Annotated in this window: 18 protein-coding genes and 1 pseudogene; 17 read left to right on the top strand and 2 right to left on the bottom strand. The window is 71.9% G+C overall.

Features of this window, described 5'->3' with window-relative positions:
• Positions 1-10 precede the first annotated feature (10 nt).
• The 6 genes from AC5JOC_RS14450 (at position 11) to AC5JOC_RS14425 (ending at position 5,604) form a co-directional block, all read left to right on the top strand.
• On the top strand, positions 11-1,048 hold the full coding sequence (locus AC5JOC_RS14450) for a LacI family DNA-binding transcriptional regulator (RefSeq protein WP_159879498.1): 1,038 nt from the start codon (positions 11-13) through the stop codon (positions 1,046-1,048).
• Positions 1,045-2,139, top strand: a complete 1,095-nt coding sequence (locus tag AC5JOC_RS14445) for a class I mannose-6-phosphate isomerase (RefSeq protein WP_494246634.1) — start codon at positions 1,045-1,047, stop codon at positions 2,137-2,139. The genes AC5JOC_RS14450 and AC5JOC_RS14445 overlap by 4 nt, the downstream gene beginning before the upstream one ends.
• Before the next feature lie 130 nt (positions 2,140-2,269).
• Positions 2,270-3,031 carry an ATP-binding cassette domain-containing protein gene (locus tag AC5JOC_RS14440; RefSeq protein ID WP_079707372.1) on the top strand — a complete coding sequence of 254 codons (762 nt, stop codon included), beginning with the start codon at positions 2,270-2,272 and terminating at the stop codon, positions 3,029-3,031.
• Positions 3,028-4,113: an ABC transporter permease gene (locus tag AC5JOC_RS14435; RefSeq protein ID WP_079707371.1), complete on the top strand. Its 1,086-nt coding sequence runs from the start codon at positions 3,028-3,030 to the stop codon at positions 4,111-4,113. Before AC5JOC_RS14440 ends, AC5JOC_RS14435 begins: the two co-directional genes overlap by 4 nt.
• Before the next feature lie 72 nt (positions 4,114-4,185).
• Positions 4,186-5,181 (top strand): ABC transporter substrate-binding protein, encoded by a 996-nt coding sequence (locus AC5JOC_RS14430; RefSeq protein ID WP_056013014.1) that lies wholly within the window; start codon positions 4,186-4,188, stop codon positions 5,179-5,181.
• Between the two features lie 123 nt (positions 5,182-5,304).
• On the top strand, positions 5,305-5,604 hold the full coding sequence (locus AC5JOC_RS14425; protein WP_285025990.1) for a hypothetical protein: 300 nt from the start codon (positions 5,305-5,307) through the stop codon (positions 5,602-5,604).
• Positions 5,605-5,642: 38 nt separating this feature from the next.
• Here AC5JOC_RS14425 and AC5JOC_RS14420 read toward each other — a convergent pair whose 3' ends face one another.
• Positions 5,643-6,461 carry a class II fructose-bisphosphate aldolase gene (locus AC5JOC_RS14420; RefSeq protein WP_463530255.1) on the bottom strand — a complete coding sequence of 273 codons (819 nt, stop codon included), beginning with the start codon at positions 6,459-6,461 and terminating at the stop codon, positions 5,643-5,645.
• A 55-nt stretch (positions 6,462-6,516) separates the two neighbouring features.
• Entirely contained in the window at positions 6,517-7,287 is a 771-nt protein-coding gene (locus tag AC5JOC_RS14415; RefSeq protein WP_124769744.1) for a DeoR/GlpR family DNA-binding transcription regulator, read from the bottom strand.
• A gap of 132 nt (positions 7,288-7,419) precedes the next feature.
• On the opposite strand from AC5JOC_RS14415, the gene AC5JOC_RS14410 reads away from it, so the two are divergent.
• The 11 genes and pseudogenes from AC5JOC_RS14410 to AC5JOC_RS14360 all read left to right on the top strand — a co-directional run bounded on the left by AC5JOC_RS14410 (position 7,420) and on the right by AC5JOC_RS14360 (position 19,446).
• Complete coding sequence (locus AC5JOC_RS14410) at positions 7,420-9,009, top strand: FGGY-family carbohydrate kinase (protein ID WP_494246633.1); 1,590 nt, start codon at positions 7,420-7,422, stop codon at positions 9,007-9,009.
• Complete coding sequence (locus AC5JOC_RS14405; RefSeq protein WP_494246632.1) at positions 9,006-9,791, top strand: DeoR/GlpR family DNA-binding transcription regulator; 786 nt, start codon at positions 9,006-9,008, stop codon at positions 9,789-9,791. Before AC5JOC_RS14410 ends, AC5JOC_RS14405 begins: the two co-directional genes overlap by 4 nt.
• The gene (locus AC5JOC_RS14400) at positions 9,788-10,792 is read left to right on the top strand and encodes a 1-phosphofructokinase family hexose kinase (RefSeq protein ID WP_494246631.1); all 1,005 of its coding nucleotides are present in this window, start codon (positions 9,788-9,790) and stop codon (positions 10,790-10,792) included. The genes AC5JOC_RS14405 and AC5JOC_RS14400 overlap by 4 nt, the downstream gene beginning before the upstream one ends.
• Positions 10,789-12,171 (top strand): annotated as a pseudogene (locus tag AC5JOC_RS14395) (rhamnulokinase); the annotation flags it as partial. The gene AC5JOC_RS14400 and the pseudogene AC5JOC_RS14395, both read left to right, overlap by 4 nt.
• A 97-nt stretch (positions 12,172-12,268) precedes the next feature.
• Positions 12,269-13,111 (top strand): class II aldolase/adducin family protein, encoded by an 843-nt coding sequence (locus AC5JOC_RS14390; RefSeq protein WP_124769739.1) that lies wholly within the window; start codon positions 12,269-12,271, stop codon positions 13,109-13,111.
• Positions 13,108-13,854 carry an SDR family oxidoreductase gene (locus tag AC5JOC_RS14385; protein WP_124769738.1) on the top strand — a complete coding sequence of 249 codons (747 nt, stop codon included), beginning with the start codon at positions 13,108-13,110 and terminating at the stop codon, positions 13,852-13,854. The genes AC5JOC_RS14390 and AC5JOC_RS14385 overlap by 4 nt, the downstream gene beginning before the upstream one ends.
• A 57-nt stretch (positions 13,855-13,911) precedes the next feature.
• Entirely contained in the window at positions 13,912-14,679 is a 768-nt protein-coding gene (locus tag AC5JOC_RS14380; RefSeq protein ID WP_494246630.1) for an SDR family oxidoreductase, read from the top strand.
• Between the two features lie 55 nt (positions 14,680-14,734).
• A complete protein-coding gene (locus tag AC5JOC_RS14375; RefSeq protein ID WP_494246629.1) occupies positions 14,735-15,790 on the top strand; it encodes a DUF4432 family protein in 1,056 nt (351 codons plus the stop codon).
• 159 nt (positions 15,791-15,949) lie between these two features.
• Positions 15,950-17,452 (top strand): FGGY family carbohydrate kinase, encoded by a 1,503-nt coding sequence (locus AC5JOC_RS14370; RefSeq protein ID WP_494246628.1) that lies wholly within the window; start codon positions 15,950-15,952, stop codon positions 17,450-17,452.
• Positions 17,449-18,369 (top strand): hypothetical protein, encoded by a 921-nt coding sequence (locus AC5JOC_RS14365; RefSeq protein ID WP_197479028.1) that lies wholly within the window; start codon positions 17,449-17,451, stop codon positions 18,367-18,369. The genes AC5JOC_RS14370 and AC5JOC_RS14365 overlap by 4 nt, the downstream gene beginning before the upstream one ends.
• Before the next feature lie 87 nt (positions 18,370-18,456).
• Positions 18,457-19,446: a LacI family DNA-binding transcriptional regulator gene (locus tag AC5JOC_RS14360; protein ID WP_191941509.1), complete on the top strand. Its 990-nt coding sequence runs from the start codon at positions 18,457-18,459 to the stop codon at positions 19,444-19,446.
• Positions 19,447-19,547: the final 101 nt, after the last annotated feature.

The raw sequence follows: 19,547 nt of genomic DNA, 5'->3' as shown, positions 1-19,547 counted from the left end.
GATCAAGGATGTGGCTGCGCAGTCCGGCGTCAGCATCAAGACCGTCTCGCGGGTGGTGAACGGCGAACCGTCCGTGCACCCCGAGACCCGAAGCCGCGTGCTCGAGGCGATCGATCGCCTCGGGTACGTGCCCAACACGGCCGCCCGTTCTCTGAAGTCCGGCACCGGTGGCGCGATCGGCGTCCTCATCGATTCGCTCGCCGACCCGTTCTTCGCCTCGCTCGTGAGCGCCATCGAGGCCCGTGCGCTCAAGGAGGGCCTCAGCGTCCTCGTGGCGAGCACCGGGCTCGACGAGGGGCGCGAGCGCGACCAGCTGACCGGGTTCATCGCCGGCCACCAGGTCGCCGGCGTCATCATCGCCCCGGTCGCCGCGGAGCTGCCCTACCTCGAGGCGTTCCGGAACGTGACGCCAGTCGTGGCCGTCGACCGTCCGCTCGCCGCCTTCGACAGCGTCGTGGTCGACGACTACGCCGCCACCCAGCTCGCGATCCGCCAGTTCGTCGAGCTCGGCCACACCCGCATCGCCTTCTACGACCGGGACGAACGCTTCCTCACCATCCGTCGGCGCTACCAGGGCTACACCGACGTCCTCGCCGAGGCCGGCATCGACCTCGACCCGTCGCTCGTCTCCTGGACCATCGACGGCTCGCTCGACTACGCCGCCGAGACGGAGCGCCTGCTCGGACTCGAGGACCCGCCCACCGCCTTCTTCGCGTCGAACGCGAAGGCGGCGATCGGTCTGACGACCTCCCTGCACCGCATCGGGCGGGAGGGGACGGCGCACATCGCGTTCGGCGACTTCACCCTCGCCGACGTCCTGCGACCGGCCGTCAGCTGCATCAACCAGGATCCGTTCGTCATCGGTACCGCCGCCATCGAGCGACTCCTCGAACTGCGCGAATCGCCGGCCGACGAACCGCGCGAGTGGGTCGTCCCGACCTCCCTGGTGTCGCGTGGTTCCGGAGAGATCCCCGGCCCGGCACAGCGTCACACCGTGGACGCGCGCACCGCGTCCACCACGAGCATGGTCGGAGGACCAGCAGCATGAGCACGACCCAGCCCACGAGGCTCGCCCAGCCGACGCGACTCGCGCCGAACCTCATCGAGCACTTCTACCGCGGCGGCGACCGCATCGCCGGCCTGCGCGGCATCGAGCAGCAGAGCGAGTTCCAGCCGGAGGAGTGGCTCGGAGCGACCGTGAGCCGCGCCGACCAGGAGCCCGGCGGCGCCATCGGCCTCGCCCGCACCGTCGACGGCGTCCTCCTCCGCGACCTCGTCGCGGCCGACCCGGAGCAGTGGACCGGCGCGGGACAGGACCACGGCACCGACGCCGCCGACACCGGCATCCTCGTCAAGCTGCTCGACGCCCGTCAGCGGCTCCCCGTCCACGTGCACCCGGACCGGGCGTTCGCCGCCTCCCACCTCGACTGCGCCTACGGCAAGACGGAGGCCTGGTTCATCCTCGACGCCGAGCCCGGTTCGGCCGTCCACCTCGGATGGAGCGAGGACGTCGACCCCGACGAACTCGACCGCCGTCGCGACGCCCAGGACAGCGAGTGGATGCTGTCGCACATGAACCGGATCGTCGTCGAGCGCGGCATGGGCATCCTCGTCCCGGCCGGCACGGCCCACGCGATCGACGGCGGCATCTTCCTCGCGGAGGTGCAGGAACCGACCGACCTCTCCATCCTCCTCGAGTGGTCGGTCACGACCTCGACGCGCGACGAGTCCCACCTCGGCCTCGGATTCGAGACCGTGATGGGCGCGGTGTCGACGAAGGCACTCCCGCAGTCCGAGATCGAACACCTCGTCGTGCTGCACGACCTCGACGCCCGGACGGACGCGCCGGTGTCGCTGTTGCCCGCGGCCGCCGACCCCTACTTCCAGCTCTTCGCCGTGGCGCCCGGCACCGACGGCAGCGCACCCGTGGACGCCGGCTTCTCGGTCGCCCTCGCGCTCACCGGCGCAGGCGCACTGGTCTCTGAGACCGGCGCCGAGGCCGTCGAGTTCTCCGCCGGAGAGGTCTTCGCCGTCCCGGCCGGGTTCGGGCCCTGGACCGTCAGCGGCTCGGGCACCGTGCTCGCCGCCGGCCCCGGTGCGGGCTGGCCGGCGACCCTCGCATCGGGAGGCATCCGATGACGCCACCCCTCGACGCAGGACCCACGATCACGCAGCAGCTCACCACACACCACCGCCCCGAACGGCGGTACGACAGCCACCACACGCCGGACCCGTCCACCGGGGCCGGCTGGAAAGGAACGAGAACGACATGACGACTCCCGTCTTGGAGGCCAGAGGCCTCACCCGGCAGTTCGGGCACGTCCGCGCCCTCGACGAAGCGGACTTCGAGGTCTACCCCGGCGAGGTCACCGCCCTCATCGGCGACAACGGAGCGGGCAAGTCCACCCTGGTCAAAGCCCTCTCCGGCAACCTCGCGGTCGACAGCGGCGTGATCAAGTTCGAAGGCGAACCGATCACCCTCACCTCGCCCATGCAGTCGAGCGCGCTCGGCATCGAGACGGTCTACCAGGACCTCGCCCTCGCGCCCCACCTCGACCCCGTCCAGAACGTCTACCTCGGCCGCGAGATCATGCGGCCCGGCCTCGGCGGGCTGCTCGGCCTCATGAACGTCAAGGAGATGAGCAAGCAGTCGCGGCACGCCTTCGACGAACTCGGCGCGACCGTCCGCTCACTCACCGACCCGGTGGGCGCGATGTCCGGTGGGCAGCGCCAGGCGATCGCCATCGCCCGCGCGGTGCACTGGGCCAACAAGGTCGTCTTCCTCGACGAACCGACGGCCGCCCTCGGCGTCCGCCAGACGAAGAACGTGCTCGAGACGATCCGCCGGGTGCGCGACAAGGGCATCGCGGTCGTCTTCATCAGCCACTCGATGCCGCACGTCATGGAGGTGTCCGACCGCGTGCAGGTGCTGCGGCTCGGCCACCGCGCGGCGACGGTCGACACGAAGGACACGAACATGGAAGAACTCGTCGGTCTCATGACCGGTGCCAGCACGAGGAACGTCGCATGAGCGCGGTGAAGCAGGCCGAGATGGGGCCGGAGACGACCGCCATCGAGACGGCCAAGGATCGGGAGACCCCGATCAGGAAGCTCTTCAAGGCCCAGGCCTTCCAGATCTTCATCGTCCTCCTCGTCGTCATCGCGATCTTCTCCGCGATCGCGCCCGACACCTTCGCGCAGCTGTCCAACCTGCGGCTCGTCGTGCAGAACGCCTCGATCCTCGCGGTGCTCGGCGTCGGCATGACCTACGTCATCATCACCTCCGGCATCGACCTCTCGATCGGATCCGTCCTCGTCTTCTCGGGCGTCGTGTCTGCGACGACGATGCGGGCCATGGGCGGCGACGACTGGGGGACCGCGATCGTCGGCATCATCGTCTCGATCGGCGTCGGCATCCTCTGGGGCACGTTCAACGGCATCCTCATCTCCAAGGCGAAGGTGCCGCCGCTGATCGTCACCCTCGGTAGCCTCGGCATGGCGCTCGGCCTCGCCCAGATCCTCACCGGCGGTGTCGACATCCGCGAGGTGCCGTCGGTCCTCACCGACTCGATCGGGTACGGCAACATCTTCGGCGCGGTTCCGATCATCTCGGTCATCGCCCTCGTCGTCGTCATCATCGGTGCGCTCGTCCTCCACAAGACGAAGTTCGGCCTGTACACCTACGCGGTCGGCTCGAGCGAGGAGGCGGCACGACGCGTCGGCGTGAAGGTCGACCGTCACCTCATCCGCATCTACGCGATCTCCGGAGGCCTCGCGGGTCTCGCCGGCATCCTGTCGCTGTCGCAGTTCGGCACCACCGCGATCGCCGGTCAGTCGCAGACGAACCTGAACGTCATCGCCGCGGTCGTCATCGGTGGCACCTCGCTCTTCGGTGGCTACGGGACGATCTTCGGCACCGTCGTCGGTCTGTTCATCCCCGCCGTCCTCCAGAACGGATTCGTCATCACCGGCGTGCAGCCCTTCTGGCAGCAGGTCGCGGTCGGCGCCGTCCTCATCCTGGCCGTCTACGTCGACCAGGTCCGCCGTTCCTCCGCAGCCCGCGGTGGATCCACGAGCTTCTGGCGAGCCCTCGTCAGCAGGAAGAAGAAATAACCCCTTACACAGATCAACACCCCCCCGCACCATCCCAGTAGTCCAGCAGTTCAAGAGAAACGGGTAATCACAATGAAGTGGAAGAAGTCAGTTCTCGGAGTCCTCGCGCTCGGCGCGTCGGCAGGCCTCATGCTCACCGGTTGTTCCGGTGGCGCGAGCTCGGGCGGCAGCAGCGCAGGCGCAGGTTCCGACGGCTACAAGATCGCGTTCATCCAGGGCGTCGCAGGCGACGAGTTCTACATCTCGATGCAGTGCGGTATCGAATCGGCGGCGAAGGATGCCGGCGCGACGGTCACGACCCAGGGTCCGGAGAAGTTCGACCCGACGCTGCAGAAGCCGCTCGTCGACTCGGTCGTCGCCTCGAAGCCGGACGCGATCCTCGTCGCTCCGACCGACGTGAAGGCCATGGAGGCACCGCTGAAGGCTGCGGCCGACGCGGGCATCAAGGTCGTCCTCGTCGACACCACCGTCGACGACCCGTCGTTCGCGGTCTCGCAGATCTCGAGCGACAACAAGGGCGGCGGCGCTGCGGCGTTCGACGCGATCAAGGAAGCGCACCCCGAGGGCGGCAAGGTCCTCGTGGTCTCGGTCGACCCCGGCATCTCGACCACGGACGCCCGTGCCGAGGGCTTCCAGGAAGCGGTGAAGGGCGATGACAAGTTCACCGACCTCGGCGTGCAGTACAGCCACAACGAGCCGTCCACGGCTGCCGAGATCGTGACCGCGGCGCTCCAGAAGGACCCCGACATCGTGGGCATCTTCGCAGCGAACCTGTTCGCGGCCGAAGGTTCCGCGACCGGTGTCAAGCAGGCCGGCAAGGAGGACTCGGTCACCATCGTCGGGTTCGACGCGGGTCCCGCCCAGGTCAAGCAGCTGAAGGAGGGCACCGTCCAGGCGCTCGTCGCTCAGGAGCCGGCCACCATCGGCAAGGACGGCGTCGCCCAGGCGATCGCCGCACTGAACGGTGACAAGGTCGAGGCCAAGATCGAGACCGGCTTCACCATCATCACCAAGGACAACGTCGACGGCGACGCGAAGGATGCCGTCTACCAGTCCAAGTGCGGCTAGGCCCTCAGGCCACCCCGCACCACCAGACCGCGACGGCGTCGGAGCTTCGGGCTCCGGCGCCGTCGCGCTGCGTCCGGCAGCTCCGCCTCGACGCCACCCTCCACGGGGTGCGAGAATCGCGACATGACCCAGGTGATCGTCGCGGCGACCGCGGTGCGCCGGCTGTCCGACGATGCTCCGGGACGGATCGAGGCCGAGGTCGTCGATGCAGCGGGGCGAGCCCACCGCCTGGTCATCACGGTCCCCGAACGCGCGAGCCGTGCGGCCACCGCGTCGACCGACGTCCCGTTCCGACTCGGGCTCCGGGCCGAGTACGTGCGTATGGAGGGACGGGCCGTGGTGATCCGGTTCGCGGACGGCGTCACCACCACCGAGGGCCTCGGCGGGGTCTGTCTGGACCCGGACATCGTCCACTGGTTGTGAACGACTCGATCGACTGACGGTCGGGTCGGCGACGAGTCCTATGCGACGAGGGTGAGGAGCCGCGCGACCTCGGCGGCGACGGCGTCGCGCGCCGGGCCGAGGTACTTCCGCGGGTCGACGAGTGACGGGTCCGCGTCGAGGCGCTCACGGACGGCTCGGGTGAAGACGCCGTTGATGTGGGTCGAGATGTTGATCTTGCGCATGCCCGCGTCCACCGCCCGCACGAGGTCCTCGTCGCTCACGCCGCTCGAACCGTGCAGGACGAGCGGGACGGGGACGGCTGCCGCGAGTTCGCGGATGAGGCCGAAGTCGAGGGTCGCGCTCCGCGACGTCATCGCGTGCGAGCTGCCGACCGCGACCGCCAGGCCGTCGACGCCGGTGCCCGCGACGAACGCCACGGCCTCACCGGGGTCGGTCCGGACGCCGGGCGTGTGTGCGCCACCCTTGCCGCCGATCGCCCCGAGTTCCGCCTCGACCCACACGCCCTGCGCCTGAGCCGCGCGGGCGACCGCTGCGGTGCGCTCGCGGTTCTCCTCGTCGGGGAGGGTCGCCGCATCGAACATGACCGAGGTGAATCCGAGCCGTACCGCCTCCTCGACGAGCGCCTCGTCCTCGGCGTGGTCGAGGTGTACGGCGGTCGCGGTGCCGGTCTCGCGGGCGAGCTCCAGGCTCGCGAGCCCGATCGGCGCGAGGCCGCCGTGGTACTTCGCCGCGTTCTCGGAGACCTGCAGGATGACGCCGCGGCCCGCGAGCTCCGCGCCGCGGAGGATGGCCTCGCCGTGTTCGAGTTGGACGACGTTGAAGGCGAGCACGGCGCGCTGTGCGTCGAGGAGCGCGGCGGTGGAGACGAGCGTCATGGTGGTTCCTCTCGGGGTGCACGTGGGACGATCGGCCCGGTGCCGGTGGGGTTGGTCAGGTGGTGGCCAGCAGCAGTTCGGGACCGCTTTCGGCGAGCGCGTCGACGGTGTCCGGGTCGAGCCCGTCGTCGGTCACGATCTGGTCGAACTCGTCGAGTCCCGCGGCCCGGTGGAACGAGGTGGTGCCGAACTTCGCGGCGGTGACGGCGAGGATGCGTCGTCGGGCGATGCCGAGCATCGCCCGCTTCACCTCGGCCTCCTCGGGCAGGGTCGTCGTGGCGCCCGAGGTGAGCCCCACCCCGTTGGCGCCGAGGACGGCGACGTCGGCGTGGAGCCCCGACAGCCGTTCGACGGTCCACGCACCGACGGTCGCCTGGGTGACGGCGCGGACCCGCCCGGGCAGGGCGAGCACGGTGAGTCGCGGCCGGCCACCGAGCAGGGCGACGATCGGCAGGCTGTTCGTCACCACGAGGAGTCGGCTGGTGTGGGGGAGGAGCGCGGCGACCTCGAGGGTCATCGCACCGGAGTCGAGGAGGACGACCCCTTCCTCGGGGAGCTGCTCGACGACGAGCCGGGCGACGGCGGCGCGCTCGATGCGCTCGCCCTCGCGGCGTCGTTGGAGGCTGGGCTCGAACGCGGGTCGCCGGGCGAGGACCGCGCCACCGTGGTGGCGGCGGATGAGCCCCTGTCGCTCGAGGACGGCGAGGTCGCGACGGATGGTCTCCGGTGTGACGCCGAGTCGGCTGCTCAGCTCGGCGACCGACAGGGCGCCGTCGCCGTCGCGGGCACCCGCGAGGATCGCGGCGTGACGCTCTGCTGGGTACATGACTGCTCCGTCCGGTCCGGCCAGCGTATCCGAATCTGTCCGATATCCCTTCCGATTCGGTGGGATCGGTGCGAAGATCAACATGATCGGGCGCACCCGACGACGACGATGACGACGAACGGAAGGCCGCCGATGGCTGAGCACGGGCCGCACAGCGCACCCCACGAGTCGGGGTCGCGGTTCCTGCTCGGGATCGACGTCGGGCAGACCGCCGTCAAGGCCGTCCTGCACGACGAGCGGTTGCTGCCGGTCGCGGTCGCTCGGCGCGCGAGCCCCGTCGACCGCCCGGTCGCCCGGCACGCCGAGCGGTCGCAGGACGCCCTGTGGGCCGCGGTCGCCGATGCGGTGTCGGAGGTGATGGCGACCTCGGGTGTCGATCCGACCCTGGTCGCCGCCGTCGGGATCACCGGCCACGGCGACGGCCTGCACCTCGTGACCGCCGAGGGAGCGCCGGTCGGCCCGGCCATCACGGCGATGGACTCCCGGGCGCACGTCGAGGCCGCCGAACTCGCGGCTGACCCGGACCGGCTGCGCGTGGTGCTCGAACGCTCCGGACAGCTGCCGACGCCGGGCGCCGCCGGCAACCTCCTCCGCTGGTTGCTCCGCCACGACCCGGAGCGTGTCGAGCAGGCAGCCGCGATGCTCTTCTGCAAGGACGTGGTCCGCCTGCGGCTCACCGGCGAGATCTCCACCGACTACTCCGACGCCTGCGCCTCCTTCCTGGACGTCGGGACCGCCACCTGGAGCGCCGAGGTCCTCGACGCTTACGGCCTGCCCGCCGAACTGCTCCGTCTGCTGCCGCCGATCAACCCGAGCGGCACGATCGTCGGGTCGGTGCTGCCGGCGGCCGCCGCGGTCACGGGCCTCGTCGCCGGGACACCGGTCGTGTCGGGACTCCACGACGTGCAGGCCTCGTCGATCGGCATGGGAGCGCTCGTCCCCGGGCGGCTCGCCCTCGTGGCCGGCTCGTTCAGCACCAACGGCGTGACGACGACCCAGCCCGACGTGGACCCGCGGTGGCAGTCCCGCCTCTCGATCACCCCGGACCTGCGGATCGCGATGTCGACCTCGGCGACGGCATCGCCCTCCTTCGACTGGACGCTCCGGCTCCTGGGCGTGACCGACGCCACCGGCCGCGACGCGCTGATCGCCGAGGCCGCAGCACTCCCTCCGGAGGAGCAGGTGCCGCTCGTCCTGCCCTTCCAATCGGACTCGCCGCTCGGCGCCGAAGCGTCGGCCACCCTCGCCGGCGTCCGCGACTGGCACACCCGGGCACACGTCCTGCGCGGAGCCCTCGAGGGCATCGTGCTCATGCACCGCTGGCACACCCGTGCGCTCGGCGAACGGTTCCGGTGGGACGAGCCGATCGTCCTCGGCGGCGGCCTCGCGCGGTCACCGCTGTACGTACAACTCGTGGCCAACGCGCTACGAGCACCCGTGACGGTCGTCGACTCCGAGGAGGCCGGAGCCCTCGGCGCCGCGATCGTCGCCGGGGTCGCCACCGGACTCCTGCCGTCGGTGGAACAGGCCCAGCGCGACGTCGTCCGACACGCACCCGCCGTCCTGCCGACGGACGCCTCGGCCGCGTACTGGGCCGGGGTCGGAACCGCGTTCGACGAGCTCGTCGAGGCCATCGGCCCCTGGTGGCGACGGCGGGCCGAGGAGTCGAGCCCGGACGCTCCGGCGTCCGAACGCGACGACCGCGCCGGGGTGGAACGATGAGCGCGTCCATCGGAGGCCGCGGGACGGCCACGTCCAGCCCGGTGGACGACCGGCGTCGGCAGATCCTCACCCGACTCGACCAGGACGGGCGGGTCGAGGTCGGCGTGCTCGCAGTGGACCTCGGCGTGACCGAGGAGACGATCCGGCGCGACCTCCGCGTCCTCGAACTCGACGGACGCCTCCGACGCGCGCACGGCGGGGCGGTGCGGGTCGACCTCGACCCGGGCCAGGACTCCGGGGTGTCCGGTGCGCTCGCGGCGCAAGCGCTGACCCTGGTCGACCCGGGTTCAGCGGTCTTCCTCGGCGCGGGCTCGGCCTGCGAGGCGCTCGCCGCGGGTCTCGCCACGACCGCCGGGACCGTCATCGTGACCGCTTCGGTGCCGGTGGCGTTGGCCGCGGCCGCTGCCGAGGAATCGGCCGTCGTCCACCTCGTCGGCGGGACGGCGGACGGGCGCGGCGTCCTCACCGGCGCCTGGGCGCGCGAGCAGCTCGCCGGCCTCCGCCTCGACGTCGCGGTCGTCGAGGCGCTCGGTGTCTCCGCGGACGGCCGACTGCTCCACGCCTCGCCGGAGGAGGCCGCGGTCGTCGCTTCGGCGGTCGAGCTGGCCTCCACGACGATCCTCCTGGGCGACCCGGCGACGTTCGGCGCAGACGGCCTCGCGGCCTCCGTCCCGGCCGCTCGTCTCGACGTGGCGGTGGTGCATCAGGGCGTCGACGAACCGACCCTCGACGCCCTCCTCGCGACCGGCGTCCGCGTCGAGACGGTCGGGGCGGACGCATGAGCGGCATCGTCACGGTCACGCCGGCGGCCGCGATCGACCAGACCTACCGCGTCGACGGGCTGCGACTCGGCGACGTCAACCGGGCGGTGGGCGTGTCCACCGAGCTGAGCGGCAAGGGCGTCAACGTCGCGCGGGCGGTCACCCTCTCTCGGCTCCCGGTCCGTGCGGTGGTGCCGATGGGTGCGGACGGACGGATCCTCGCCGACGACCCGGCACTCCGGACGTTGCTCGCCGTGGTCCCGACCGACGGTCGGACGCGCGTGAACACGACCATCCTGGACGCCGCGACCGGCACGACCAAGATCAACGAACCGGCGATCCCGCTGCGCGCCGAGGACTGGGCCGCCGTCGTCGCGACCGCCGGGGCCGAGATCGACCGGATCGGCGCGGACTGGCTCGTCCTCTCCGGCACGATCCCGACGGTCCAGGGCGGCACCGGCCTCGTCGACATCCTCCAGTTGCTCCGGCAGGCGGGTGACCGGGGAGCGCGCGTGGCCGTCGACACCGCCGGTGCGGCGCTCGAGACCGCCGTCGCGAACCTCGACCTCGTCCACCTGCTCAAGCCGAACGCGCACGAGCTCGCCGAGCTCACCGGCCGTGAGCTGCTGACGATCGGCGATGTCGCCTCCGCCGCCGACGAACTGCACCGTGCCGGCTGCGACCTCGTCTACGTGAGCATGGGGGCCGACGGAGCGCTCCTCCGCACGGCGGCGGGCTTGTGGCACGCGCACGTCGCAGCCACGGTCGTGAACACGGCCGGTGCCGGCGACGCCTCGTTGGCCGGATTCCTCGTCGGACTCCACGGCGAGGACGGACGGGACGATCCGGCGGCGGCGGTCGCTTCGGCCGCCGCCTGGGGTGCACTCGCCGTGTCGAGCGCGACGACCATCCTCACCTCCCTCGAGGCGCTGACCACACCGGTCGCCGTCCAGGACCCCGACCCGACGACGCCGCTGAGCGAACCGGCCACGCCGCCACGCGACGAGGCGACGACGCCATGATCGATCAGGCCGTTCCACGCTTCCACGCCGCCGTGGACCTCGGCGCGTCGAGCGGTCGCGTCATGCTCGGGCGCTGGGCCGACGGCCGCTTGGAACTCACCGAGGTACACCGGTTCCCGAACGGCCCGATCACGCAGGACGGTCGACTCCGGTGGGATGCGGAGCGCCTGTTCGAGGAGACCATCGTCGGGCTCGCGGAGGCCGTCCGGATCGCAGCGGCCGCCGGCGGCGTGCTCGACGGGATCGGGGTCGACAGCTGGGGCGTCGACATCGCACTCGTGGGGGTCGGCACCGGTACGGCGTTCCCGACCGTGCTGCATCACCGCGGCGCCGACGCCGATGGACCGGCCCGTGCCGCCGTGCTCGTCGACGCCGCGACGGCCTACGCGGTGACCGGCGTGCTGGAGCAGACCATCAACACCTCGTATCAGCTGCGGTCCCGCGCCGAGGAGCTCGACGCGCGCCGAGCCGACGGCGATCGCCCGACCGTGTTGCTCGTCCCGGACCTCTGGGTGTGGCTGCTCACGGGCGTCGTCGGAGCGGAGCGCACGATCGCCTCGACGACGCAGCTGCTCGATCAGGGCACCGGCGACTGGGCGGCGGAGCTCATCCGTCGCTGGGGTCTCGACGGCTTCGACTTCCCGCCGGTGGTCGCACCGGGGACGGTCGCCGGCCCGACGACGCCGGAGGTCACCGCGCGTCTCGGGTCGAGCGTGCCGATCCCCGTCCACCGCGTCGCGGAGCACGACACCGCGTCCGCCCTCGCCTTCGCCCGCCCGGACGGCGCGGAGCTCCTCGTCTCGAGTGGCAGCTGGTCCCTCGTCGGGGTATGTCTGCCGGCGCCGGTGCTCACCGAGCGCGCGCGGGCCGCCGGCTTCACGAACGAGGCCGGTGTCGCCGGATCCTCACTGCTCCTCCGCAACCTGGCTGGGATGTGGCTGCTCACGGAGTGCGCCCGCGCCTGGTCCGCCGAGGACGGCAGCGCGGTCGACCTCGTCGAACTCGTGGCGGCCGTGTCGGAGCTGGAACGAGACGCAGCCACGGACGTCACGCCCGCCGTGTTCGACGTCGCCGACCCCCGGCTGCTCGTCCCGGGTGACATGCCGGAACGGATCGCGACCCTCTGCCGGGAGACCGGACAGCGTCCACCGGGCGGACGGAGCGACGTCGTGCGCAGCGTGGTCGAGAGTCTCGCGGTCGCCTACGCCGAGACGGTCCGGGCCTGCGAGGCGATCACCGGGGTGACGATCCGTTCGGTCCGCATCGTCGGCGGCGGATCGCGCAACCGGCTCCTGTGCGCCCGCACGGCGGCACGGACCGGTCTTCCCGTCACCGCTGGTCCTGCGGAGGCCTCGGCGCTCGGCAATCTGGCCGTGCAACTCGTCGCGGCCGGCCACGCGCCGTCACTCGACACGGTCTACCGGCACGGCCAGGACGACCACGACCCGACGACCACGACCATGAGCGGACACCGACATGACCGACCGCATCGACCAACCGGAGACCGAGACGGACCTCCTCGACCGCTTCGTCGCCTTCTCGCGCGACCTCGGGCGTCCCGATCGGGCGTGGGCGCTCCTGGCGGAGGGCAACACCTCCCTGCTCCTGACCGAGGACGGTGCTCGGGCGATGCTCGTGAAGGCGAGCGGCGCGTCCCTGGCCGTGGCGACCACCGAGGACGCGGTCCGTCTCGCGATCGGACCGGTGCTCGACCTCGTCGACTCGCACACGGGCGGGGACGCCGAGGTGGCCGCGCTGTTCGATGCCGCGGCGCTCGCCGGGAACGGTCGGCGCCCCTCGGTGGAGGCGATCCTCCACGCCGTCTGCCTCGACCTGCCCGGCGTCGTCGCGGTCGGCCACACCCATCCCGTGCCGGTCAACGCGCTGTTGTGCTCGCCGTCGGCCGACGCCCTGACCCGCGGGTCGCTCTTCCCCGACCAGATCGTGGTCCTCGGTACCGATCCGCTGCTCGTGCCGTACGTCGACCCCGGTCTCGAGCTCGCCCGCACGGTCCGCCGCCTGCTGCGCGAGCAGCTCGCAACGACCGGCCGGGTACCGAAGGTCGTGTACCTGCAGAACCACGGGATGTTCGCCCTCGGATCGAGTGCGGCCGAGGTCCTCCGGATCACCGAGATGGCCGTGAAGGTCGCCCAGGTGCTCCTCGGAGCGCTCGCCGCCGGCGGGCCGGTGTACCTGAGCGACGAGGCCGTCGCCCGCATCGACACGAGACCCGACGAACTGCTGCGTCGAGCCGCGCTCGCCGCGCAGGAATCCACCACCGACCGCGCCGGGGCGGCGCACGGAAGGACCACGACATGAGCGTGTCGACCAGCGCCATCGACCTCACCGGGCAGGTCGCGATCATCACCGGAGCGTCCTCGGGCATCGGCCGCTCGTACGCCCAGGCGCTCGCCGCCGCCGGGGTGCGCACGGTGCTCGTGGGACGCTCCACCGAGCGACTCTCGGGCGTCGCCGACGCCCTGCCGACACCGAGCGTCTTCCTGGCGGGTGACCTCGCCGACCCCGCCGTGTCCGAGCAGGCCGTCGCCCTGGCGCTCGCCGCCTTCGGACGCCTCGACATCGTCCTCGCCAACGCTGGCCTCTACGTCGGCGGTGACGTCGTCGACACCCCGATGACCGCGATCGAGGAGCTCGTCGGCGTCAACGTCCTCGGAGCGATGGCGACGGTTCGCGCAGCGCTGCCGCACCTCGTCGAGCAGGGCGCGGGCGACGTGCTGGTGACGAGCTCGGTGTCCGGGCACCAGGACATCCACTGGGAGCCCGTCTACTCCGCGACGAAACACGCCATGCAGTCGTTCGTCCACACCACCCGGCGGAACCTCGTCGGATCCGGGGTGCGGATGGGCGCGGTCGCCCCCGGCGTCGTGCTCAACGAACTGTGGGGGATCGCCGAGGGGGCCTCAGGCGTGGAGGACCAGATCGCCGCGCGCACCGGCATCCGTTCCGAGGACGTCGCCGAGGCCGTGCTCTTCATGCTCACCAGACCCCGGCACGTCACCATCCGCGACCTCGTCATCCTGCCCACCGACCAGGAGATCTGAGCGACTCGCGTCGCCCGACGACACCTCCACCAGCCCGCCCCGATCGAAGGACCGCACATGTTCTCTGACCTCCACGGCCGCACGGCCGTCATCACCGGCGGGGCCCGCGGGCTCGGCTACTCGATCGCCACGGCGCTCGCCGCGCAGGGCGTCCAGGTGGCGCTGCTCGACCTCCTGCCGACCGTCCACGAGTCGGCCGAGCGGTTGGCGTCCGAGTACGGCGTCCGCACCTCGGCGCATGCGGTCGACGTCACCGACGCCACCGCCGTCGAGGCCGCCTTCGCCGCTGCCGAGGCCGAGCTCGGCGCGCCGTCGCTGCTCGTGACCGCGGCGGGCATCACCATCTGGGGCGACAGCGTCGACGTGCCGGCGGACACCTGGCGGAAGGTGCTCGCCGTGAACCTCGACGGCACCTTCTTCGCCGCGCAGTCCTTCGCCCGTCGTGCCATCGCGGCGGGTCGGCCCGCCTCGGCCGTCTTCATCTCGTCGATGTCGGCGTTCATCGTGAACCAGCCGCAGTTCCAGGCCTCGTACAACGCCTCGAAGGCGGCGGTCAGTCACCTCGCGTCGTCACTCGCGGTCGAGTGGGCACCCTCCGGCGTCCGGGTCAACGCGATCGCCCCCGGGTACTTCCTCTCGGACATGACCCGCGAGTTCACCGAGGCGAACCCCGACCTCGCCGCCGAGTGGACCGCGGGCATCCCGGCGGGCCGGATGGGCCAGCCGGAGGACCTCCACGGGCTCGTCCTGCTGCTCGCGTCCGACGCCTCCTCGTACCTCACGGGCCAGAGCCTCGTCATCGACGGCGGCTACACCGCCCTCTGAGCCAGCCCCACCCGCCGAACCGTTCGACCCGACCACACCGACCCGAGGACCCGCCATGACGACGACGCCGCCCGAACAGACGCCCGACGACCAGGCCGACCGCGACGCCGTGTGGGGCGCCCGGCGTCGACGCTTCGTCGAAGCCCGATCCGGTGCCGTCGAGCGTGCGTGGGCTCCGCGTGCGGTCCGCGTCGACGACGGGCCGTCGACGGGCCGGCGCCAGATCGAACTGCGCCACCTCGGCGGACTCGAGGTCACGGTCGAGGTCGACCAGTTCCTCGACCTCGGCGAGGCCTCCTGGAACGGCGAGGTCGTGTCCTTCGTCGCGCCGACGACCGCTCCGCAGGCCGAGAGCTGGGCCCGTCGCTGGCAGGGCGGTCTGCTGACGACCTGCGGGCTCACCGCGGTCGGCGTGGCCGCGGAGGCGGACGGCGGGATGCACGGTCGGGCGCATCGCATCCCGGCGACCGTGACCCGCCGCGAGGGGCGATGGACCGCGGCGGGCCGGTACGAGCTCCTCGTCGACGGCCTGCTCCGCGAGGGCGCCGTCTTCCAACAGAACCTCACGGTGACCCGCAGCATCCGAGCCGAGGTCGGCGTCGCGCGGATCCGTCTGCACGACGTCGTCCGGAACGAGGGGTTCGTCGCCGAGCCGGTGCGCCTGCTCTACCACGTGAACCTCGGCTGGCCGGTGCTGCACGGCGGTGCCGTCGTGGCGGCCGAGGCCGACGTCCCCGGCGGGGCGGGGTCCGAACGCCCGGACGCCGGTGGCTGGCGGCGGGTGATCGGCGAGCCCGAGCCGGCGGCCGACGAGCAGGTCGACGCCCTCGACGCGGTCGCCGGGCCCGACGGCTGGTCCATCGCGACCCTGTCGGGCGAGGCCGGCACGGTCACGGTCCGGTTCCGGCCGGAGCAGTTGCCGTTCCTCACGGTGTGGCGGAGCACGGCCGCGGGGTCGTACGCCCTCGGTATCGAACCCGGCACCTGCTGGCCGAGTCACGCGGCCGGTCCGGATCGCGGGAAGGCGGGCCGGATCGTGGAGCCCGGGGAGTCGTTCGAGGTCGACCTCGAGATCGTGTTCGAGCCGGCGGCGGACGACTTCGGCGACTGAGCCCACCGGCCTCCGCCAGCATCCGGTTCCCGGTTTCCGAAGAATTCACGCTGGGGTATGTCATCGATGACATGAACGAGGTATGCTCGCCATGACATCGATGACATGGAGTCATCGTCGGAAGCCGACACGGACGTCGGAACCTGAACGGACACCGCCGTGCACCCTGCTGCGAACCTCGACTCGACCGCCGTCACCTCCGTGGCCTCGGATCGACTCGTCGCCGGCCTCGACCTCGGCAGCACCGGCGTCAAGATCCTCGTGACCGACGCCGACGGCGCCGAGGTCCTCATCCACCAGCTGCCCACCCCGTGGCTCGCCGGTCCAGGCGGCACGACCGTGATGGAGGCGGCGTCCCTCATCGCCACCGTCCGGGAGCTCCTCGACCACGTCGGTGCGGAACTCGTCGACCGGTTCGGGCCGGCCGCGCGGGTCCGGGCGCTCGCCGTCTCCGGCATGGGGGAGTCCGGGATCGTCCTCGACGCCGTCGGCCGGCCCGTCGCGCCCGCCATCGCCTGGTTCGATCCGCGCGGCGCCGAACAGCTCGCGGCCCTCCCGGCCGAGATCGCCGAGCAGTTCGCCGGTCGGACCGGCCTGCCGCTCGGCGTGCAGGTCTCGGTCATCAAGCTCCTCCACCTCCGTGACGCCGGACTCGACCTCGCCGGAACGCGCTGGCTCAACCTGCCGGAGTACCTCGTCTCGGCCCTCGGCGGCGAGGAGGCCGCCGAGTACTCGCTCTCGTCGCGCACCGGCCTGCTCGATCAGGACACGGGTGAGCCGTGGCCCGAACTGCTCGACCACCTCGGCGTCGACGCGTCGTTCCTCCCGCCGTTCACCGACGCCGGTGCCCCGCTCGGCGCCGCGAGCAGCCCGTGGGTGCCGCCGGTCTTCTCCGGTGCGGCCCTGACCGTCGCCGGCCACGACCACCTCGTGTCGGCCGTCTCCACCGGCTCGTTCCCCGCCGAGCGGTACCACGTGTCGATGGGCACGGCCGAGGTCCTGCTGCGACGCCTCGACGAACCACTCCCGTTCGCCGCCCGGGAGCGCCTCGCCGAGGTGTTCATCAACTGCGTCCGTCACGTCGTGCCGGGCACCTGGGTGCTCGTCGCCGGCGTCAAGACCGGCCTGCTCATGCGTCGCACCCTCCAGCTCGTCGGGGTGACCGACCGCGCAGGGCGCGACCGCCTGGACGACGAGGTCATGGCGCTCCCGGCGGGCGGGCTGCTCGGCGACGGTGACATCTCGGTCGCGGGCGCCCGGAACGACGACGGCGTCCTCAAGCTCACGGTCCGTGCCGACGGCGCTGGACCGGCAGAGATCTTCGAAGCGGTGCTCCGGCACGGCAACGACGAACTCGCCGTGCTCATCGCGGCGATGGACCGCGAGGTCGCCCCGGCCACCTCGGCGCTGCTCACCGGCGGCTGGGCCGAGCATGCGGTCCGTGCAACGCGCCCGAGCGGCCGTCCTGCCCGGCGTGCAGGTGTCGCACCGGTCCCAGGACACGGCATACGGCGCAGCCGTCTTCGCCGGGGCCCTCCTCGAACCAGCCACCTCCCGATCACACCCCTGACCGACCGACCACCCGACGACCCAGACCGATCCTCCCCGGCGCGACCGCTGCCGGGATCAGACCCCATCCGAAGCACAAGGAGCACCTCATGAACGCAGTAGCCACCAGGACCAACGAGCTGACGACGCTCGAACGCCGCGCCATGGCCACGATCAGCACCCCGGGCGGCGGCATGCTCATCGTCGCCGGCGACCAGCGCAACGGCATGAAGGCCGTCATGACCGACGCCCCGAACGGCGCGGCCGGCATCAGCCGTGACGAACTCGCCGAGGCCAAGAGCGACCTCGTCCGGTTCCTCGGCAACCACGCACCCGCCATCCTCCTCGACCCGGAGGTCGCCCTCCCGCTCGTCGTCGACGAGCGCACCCTCTCCCGCACGACCGGTCTCGTCGTCGGCATGGACTCCTCGGGCTTCGACACCGAGAACGGTCTGCGCCGGACGAAGTACGTCCCCGGCATGGACGCCCGTCGGGTCCGCGAACTCGGTGGCGACGCCGCCAAGATGCTCTTCTACCTGCGCTCCGACCAGCGGGAGGCCGAGCAGGTCGTCATCGACGAGATCGCCCGCCTCGTGGAGGAGTGCACCGCCGAGGGCGTGCTGCTCATCGTCGAGATCCTCGTCTACCAGCTCGACGGCGAGAGCGACGAGGCCTACGCCGAGATCTTCCCCGAGCTCGTGCGCGGCGCCGCGGAGATCTCCGTCGCCGCCGGTTCCAAGGTCCTGAAGCTCCAGTACCCGGGCTCCGCCGAGGCCGCCGCAGCCGTGACCGAGGCCGCCGCCGGTGTGCCGTGGGCCGTGCTGTCCGCCGGCGTCGACCACGAGACCTTCGTCGGCCAGGTCCGCACCGCGGTCGAGAACGGTGCCGGCGGCGCGATGGCCGGTCGTTCGCTGTGGAAGGATAGCCTTTCGATCTCGTCGGCGAAGCGTGAGGAACTGCTCACGAACCGTGCGCTGCCTCGCCTCCGTGAGCTCGAGCAGGTCATCGAGACCGCGCTCGCCGGTCGCTGACGGATCGCGGGCGGCGTCCTCGGTCGCCGCCCGCGAACCAGCCCGATCCGACCACGCCACGCAGGTGGAACCACCCGAGGAGCAGCCATGGCCACGATGCAGGACGTGGCGTCCCTCGCCGGGGTGAGCTCGAAGACGGTCTCCCGCGTGTTCAACGACGACCCGCACGTGCTCCCGGAGACGCGGTCGCGGGTCGAATCGGCCATGCGGGAGCTGAACTACGTCCCGAACGTCCTGGCGCGCACCTTCCGCGCCGGGCGGTCCTCCTCCGTCGGCGTCGCGGTCCCGGACGTCGTCGACCCCTTCTTCGCCGCGGTCGTCCGCGCCGTCGAGGAGGTCTGCTCCGTCTCGGGCATCACCACCCTCGTCACGAGCATCGGCGACGACCCGGCGCGCGAGCGTGCCGTGCTCGACTCGCTGCTCCGCTCACAGCTCATGGGGCTCGTCCTCGCGCCCGTCGCGGAGGACCAGTCGTGGCTCGCGCCGTGGGCCGAGCACACGCCCATCGTGTTCGTCGACCGCGCCCCCGGTGGACTCGACGCCGACAGCTTCGTCGAGGACGACCACCGCGGCGCCTACCTCGCGACGAGGCACCTGCTCGAGCACGGGCACACCCGGGTCGCCTTCATCGCCGACTCGGCACACCCGCCGAGCACCCGTCGCCGACTCGAGGGCTACCGTTCGGCGCTCGCCGAGAGCGGGATCGACCTCGACGACGCCCTCGTCAGCCTCGACGCGACGGACCGCGAACCGGCCGCCGCCGTGGTCGACGGTCTCCTCGCCCTCGCCTCCCCGCCGACGGCCCTGTTCTCGGCCAACGCGCGGGTGACGATGGCGCTCGTCCCAGCGCTGCGCTCGCGGGGGATCGCCTCGCTCGGCTTCGGCGACTTCCCGATGGCCGACCAGCTCGATCCGGCGGTCAGCGTCATCGAACAGGACCCGGCACGACTGGGCCGCCTGGCCGCCACCCGGGCGCTCGCCCGCTTCGGTGACGCGGACGGTGAGCACGAGCGCAGCACCGTCGTCCCCGTCGGGCTCCTCCTGCGGGAGTCCTGCGGCTGTCACCTCACCGCGTGATCCCCCGGGCGGCGGATGCGCCCCGCGCCGTCGCTCCGTAGCGTGGGAAGCTGTTCGCGACCACGGGGGATCACATGCAGCGACCGGACGACACACCGACC

This window comes from Plantibacter sp., from assembly GCF_059073635.1.
The sequence above is the reverse complement of the archived record's forward strand: the minus strand, read 5'-3'. Positions and strand labels throughout refer to the sequence as shown.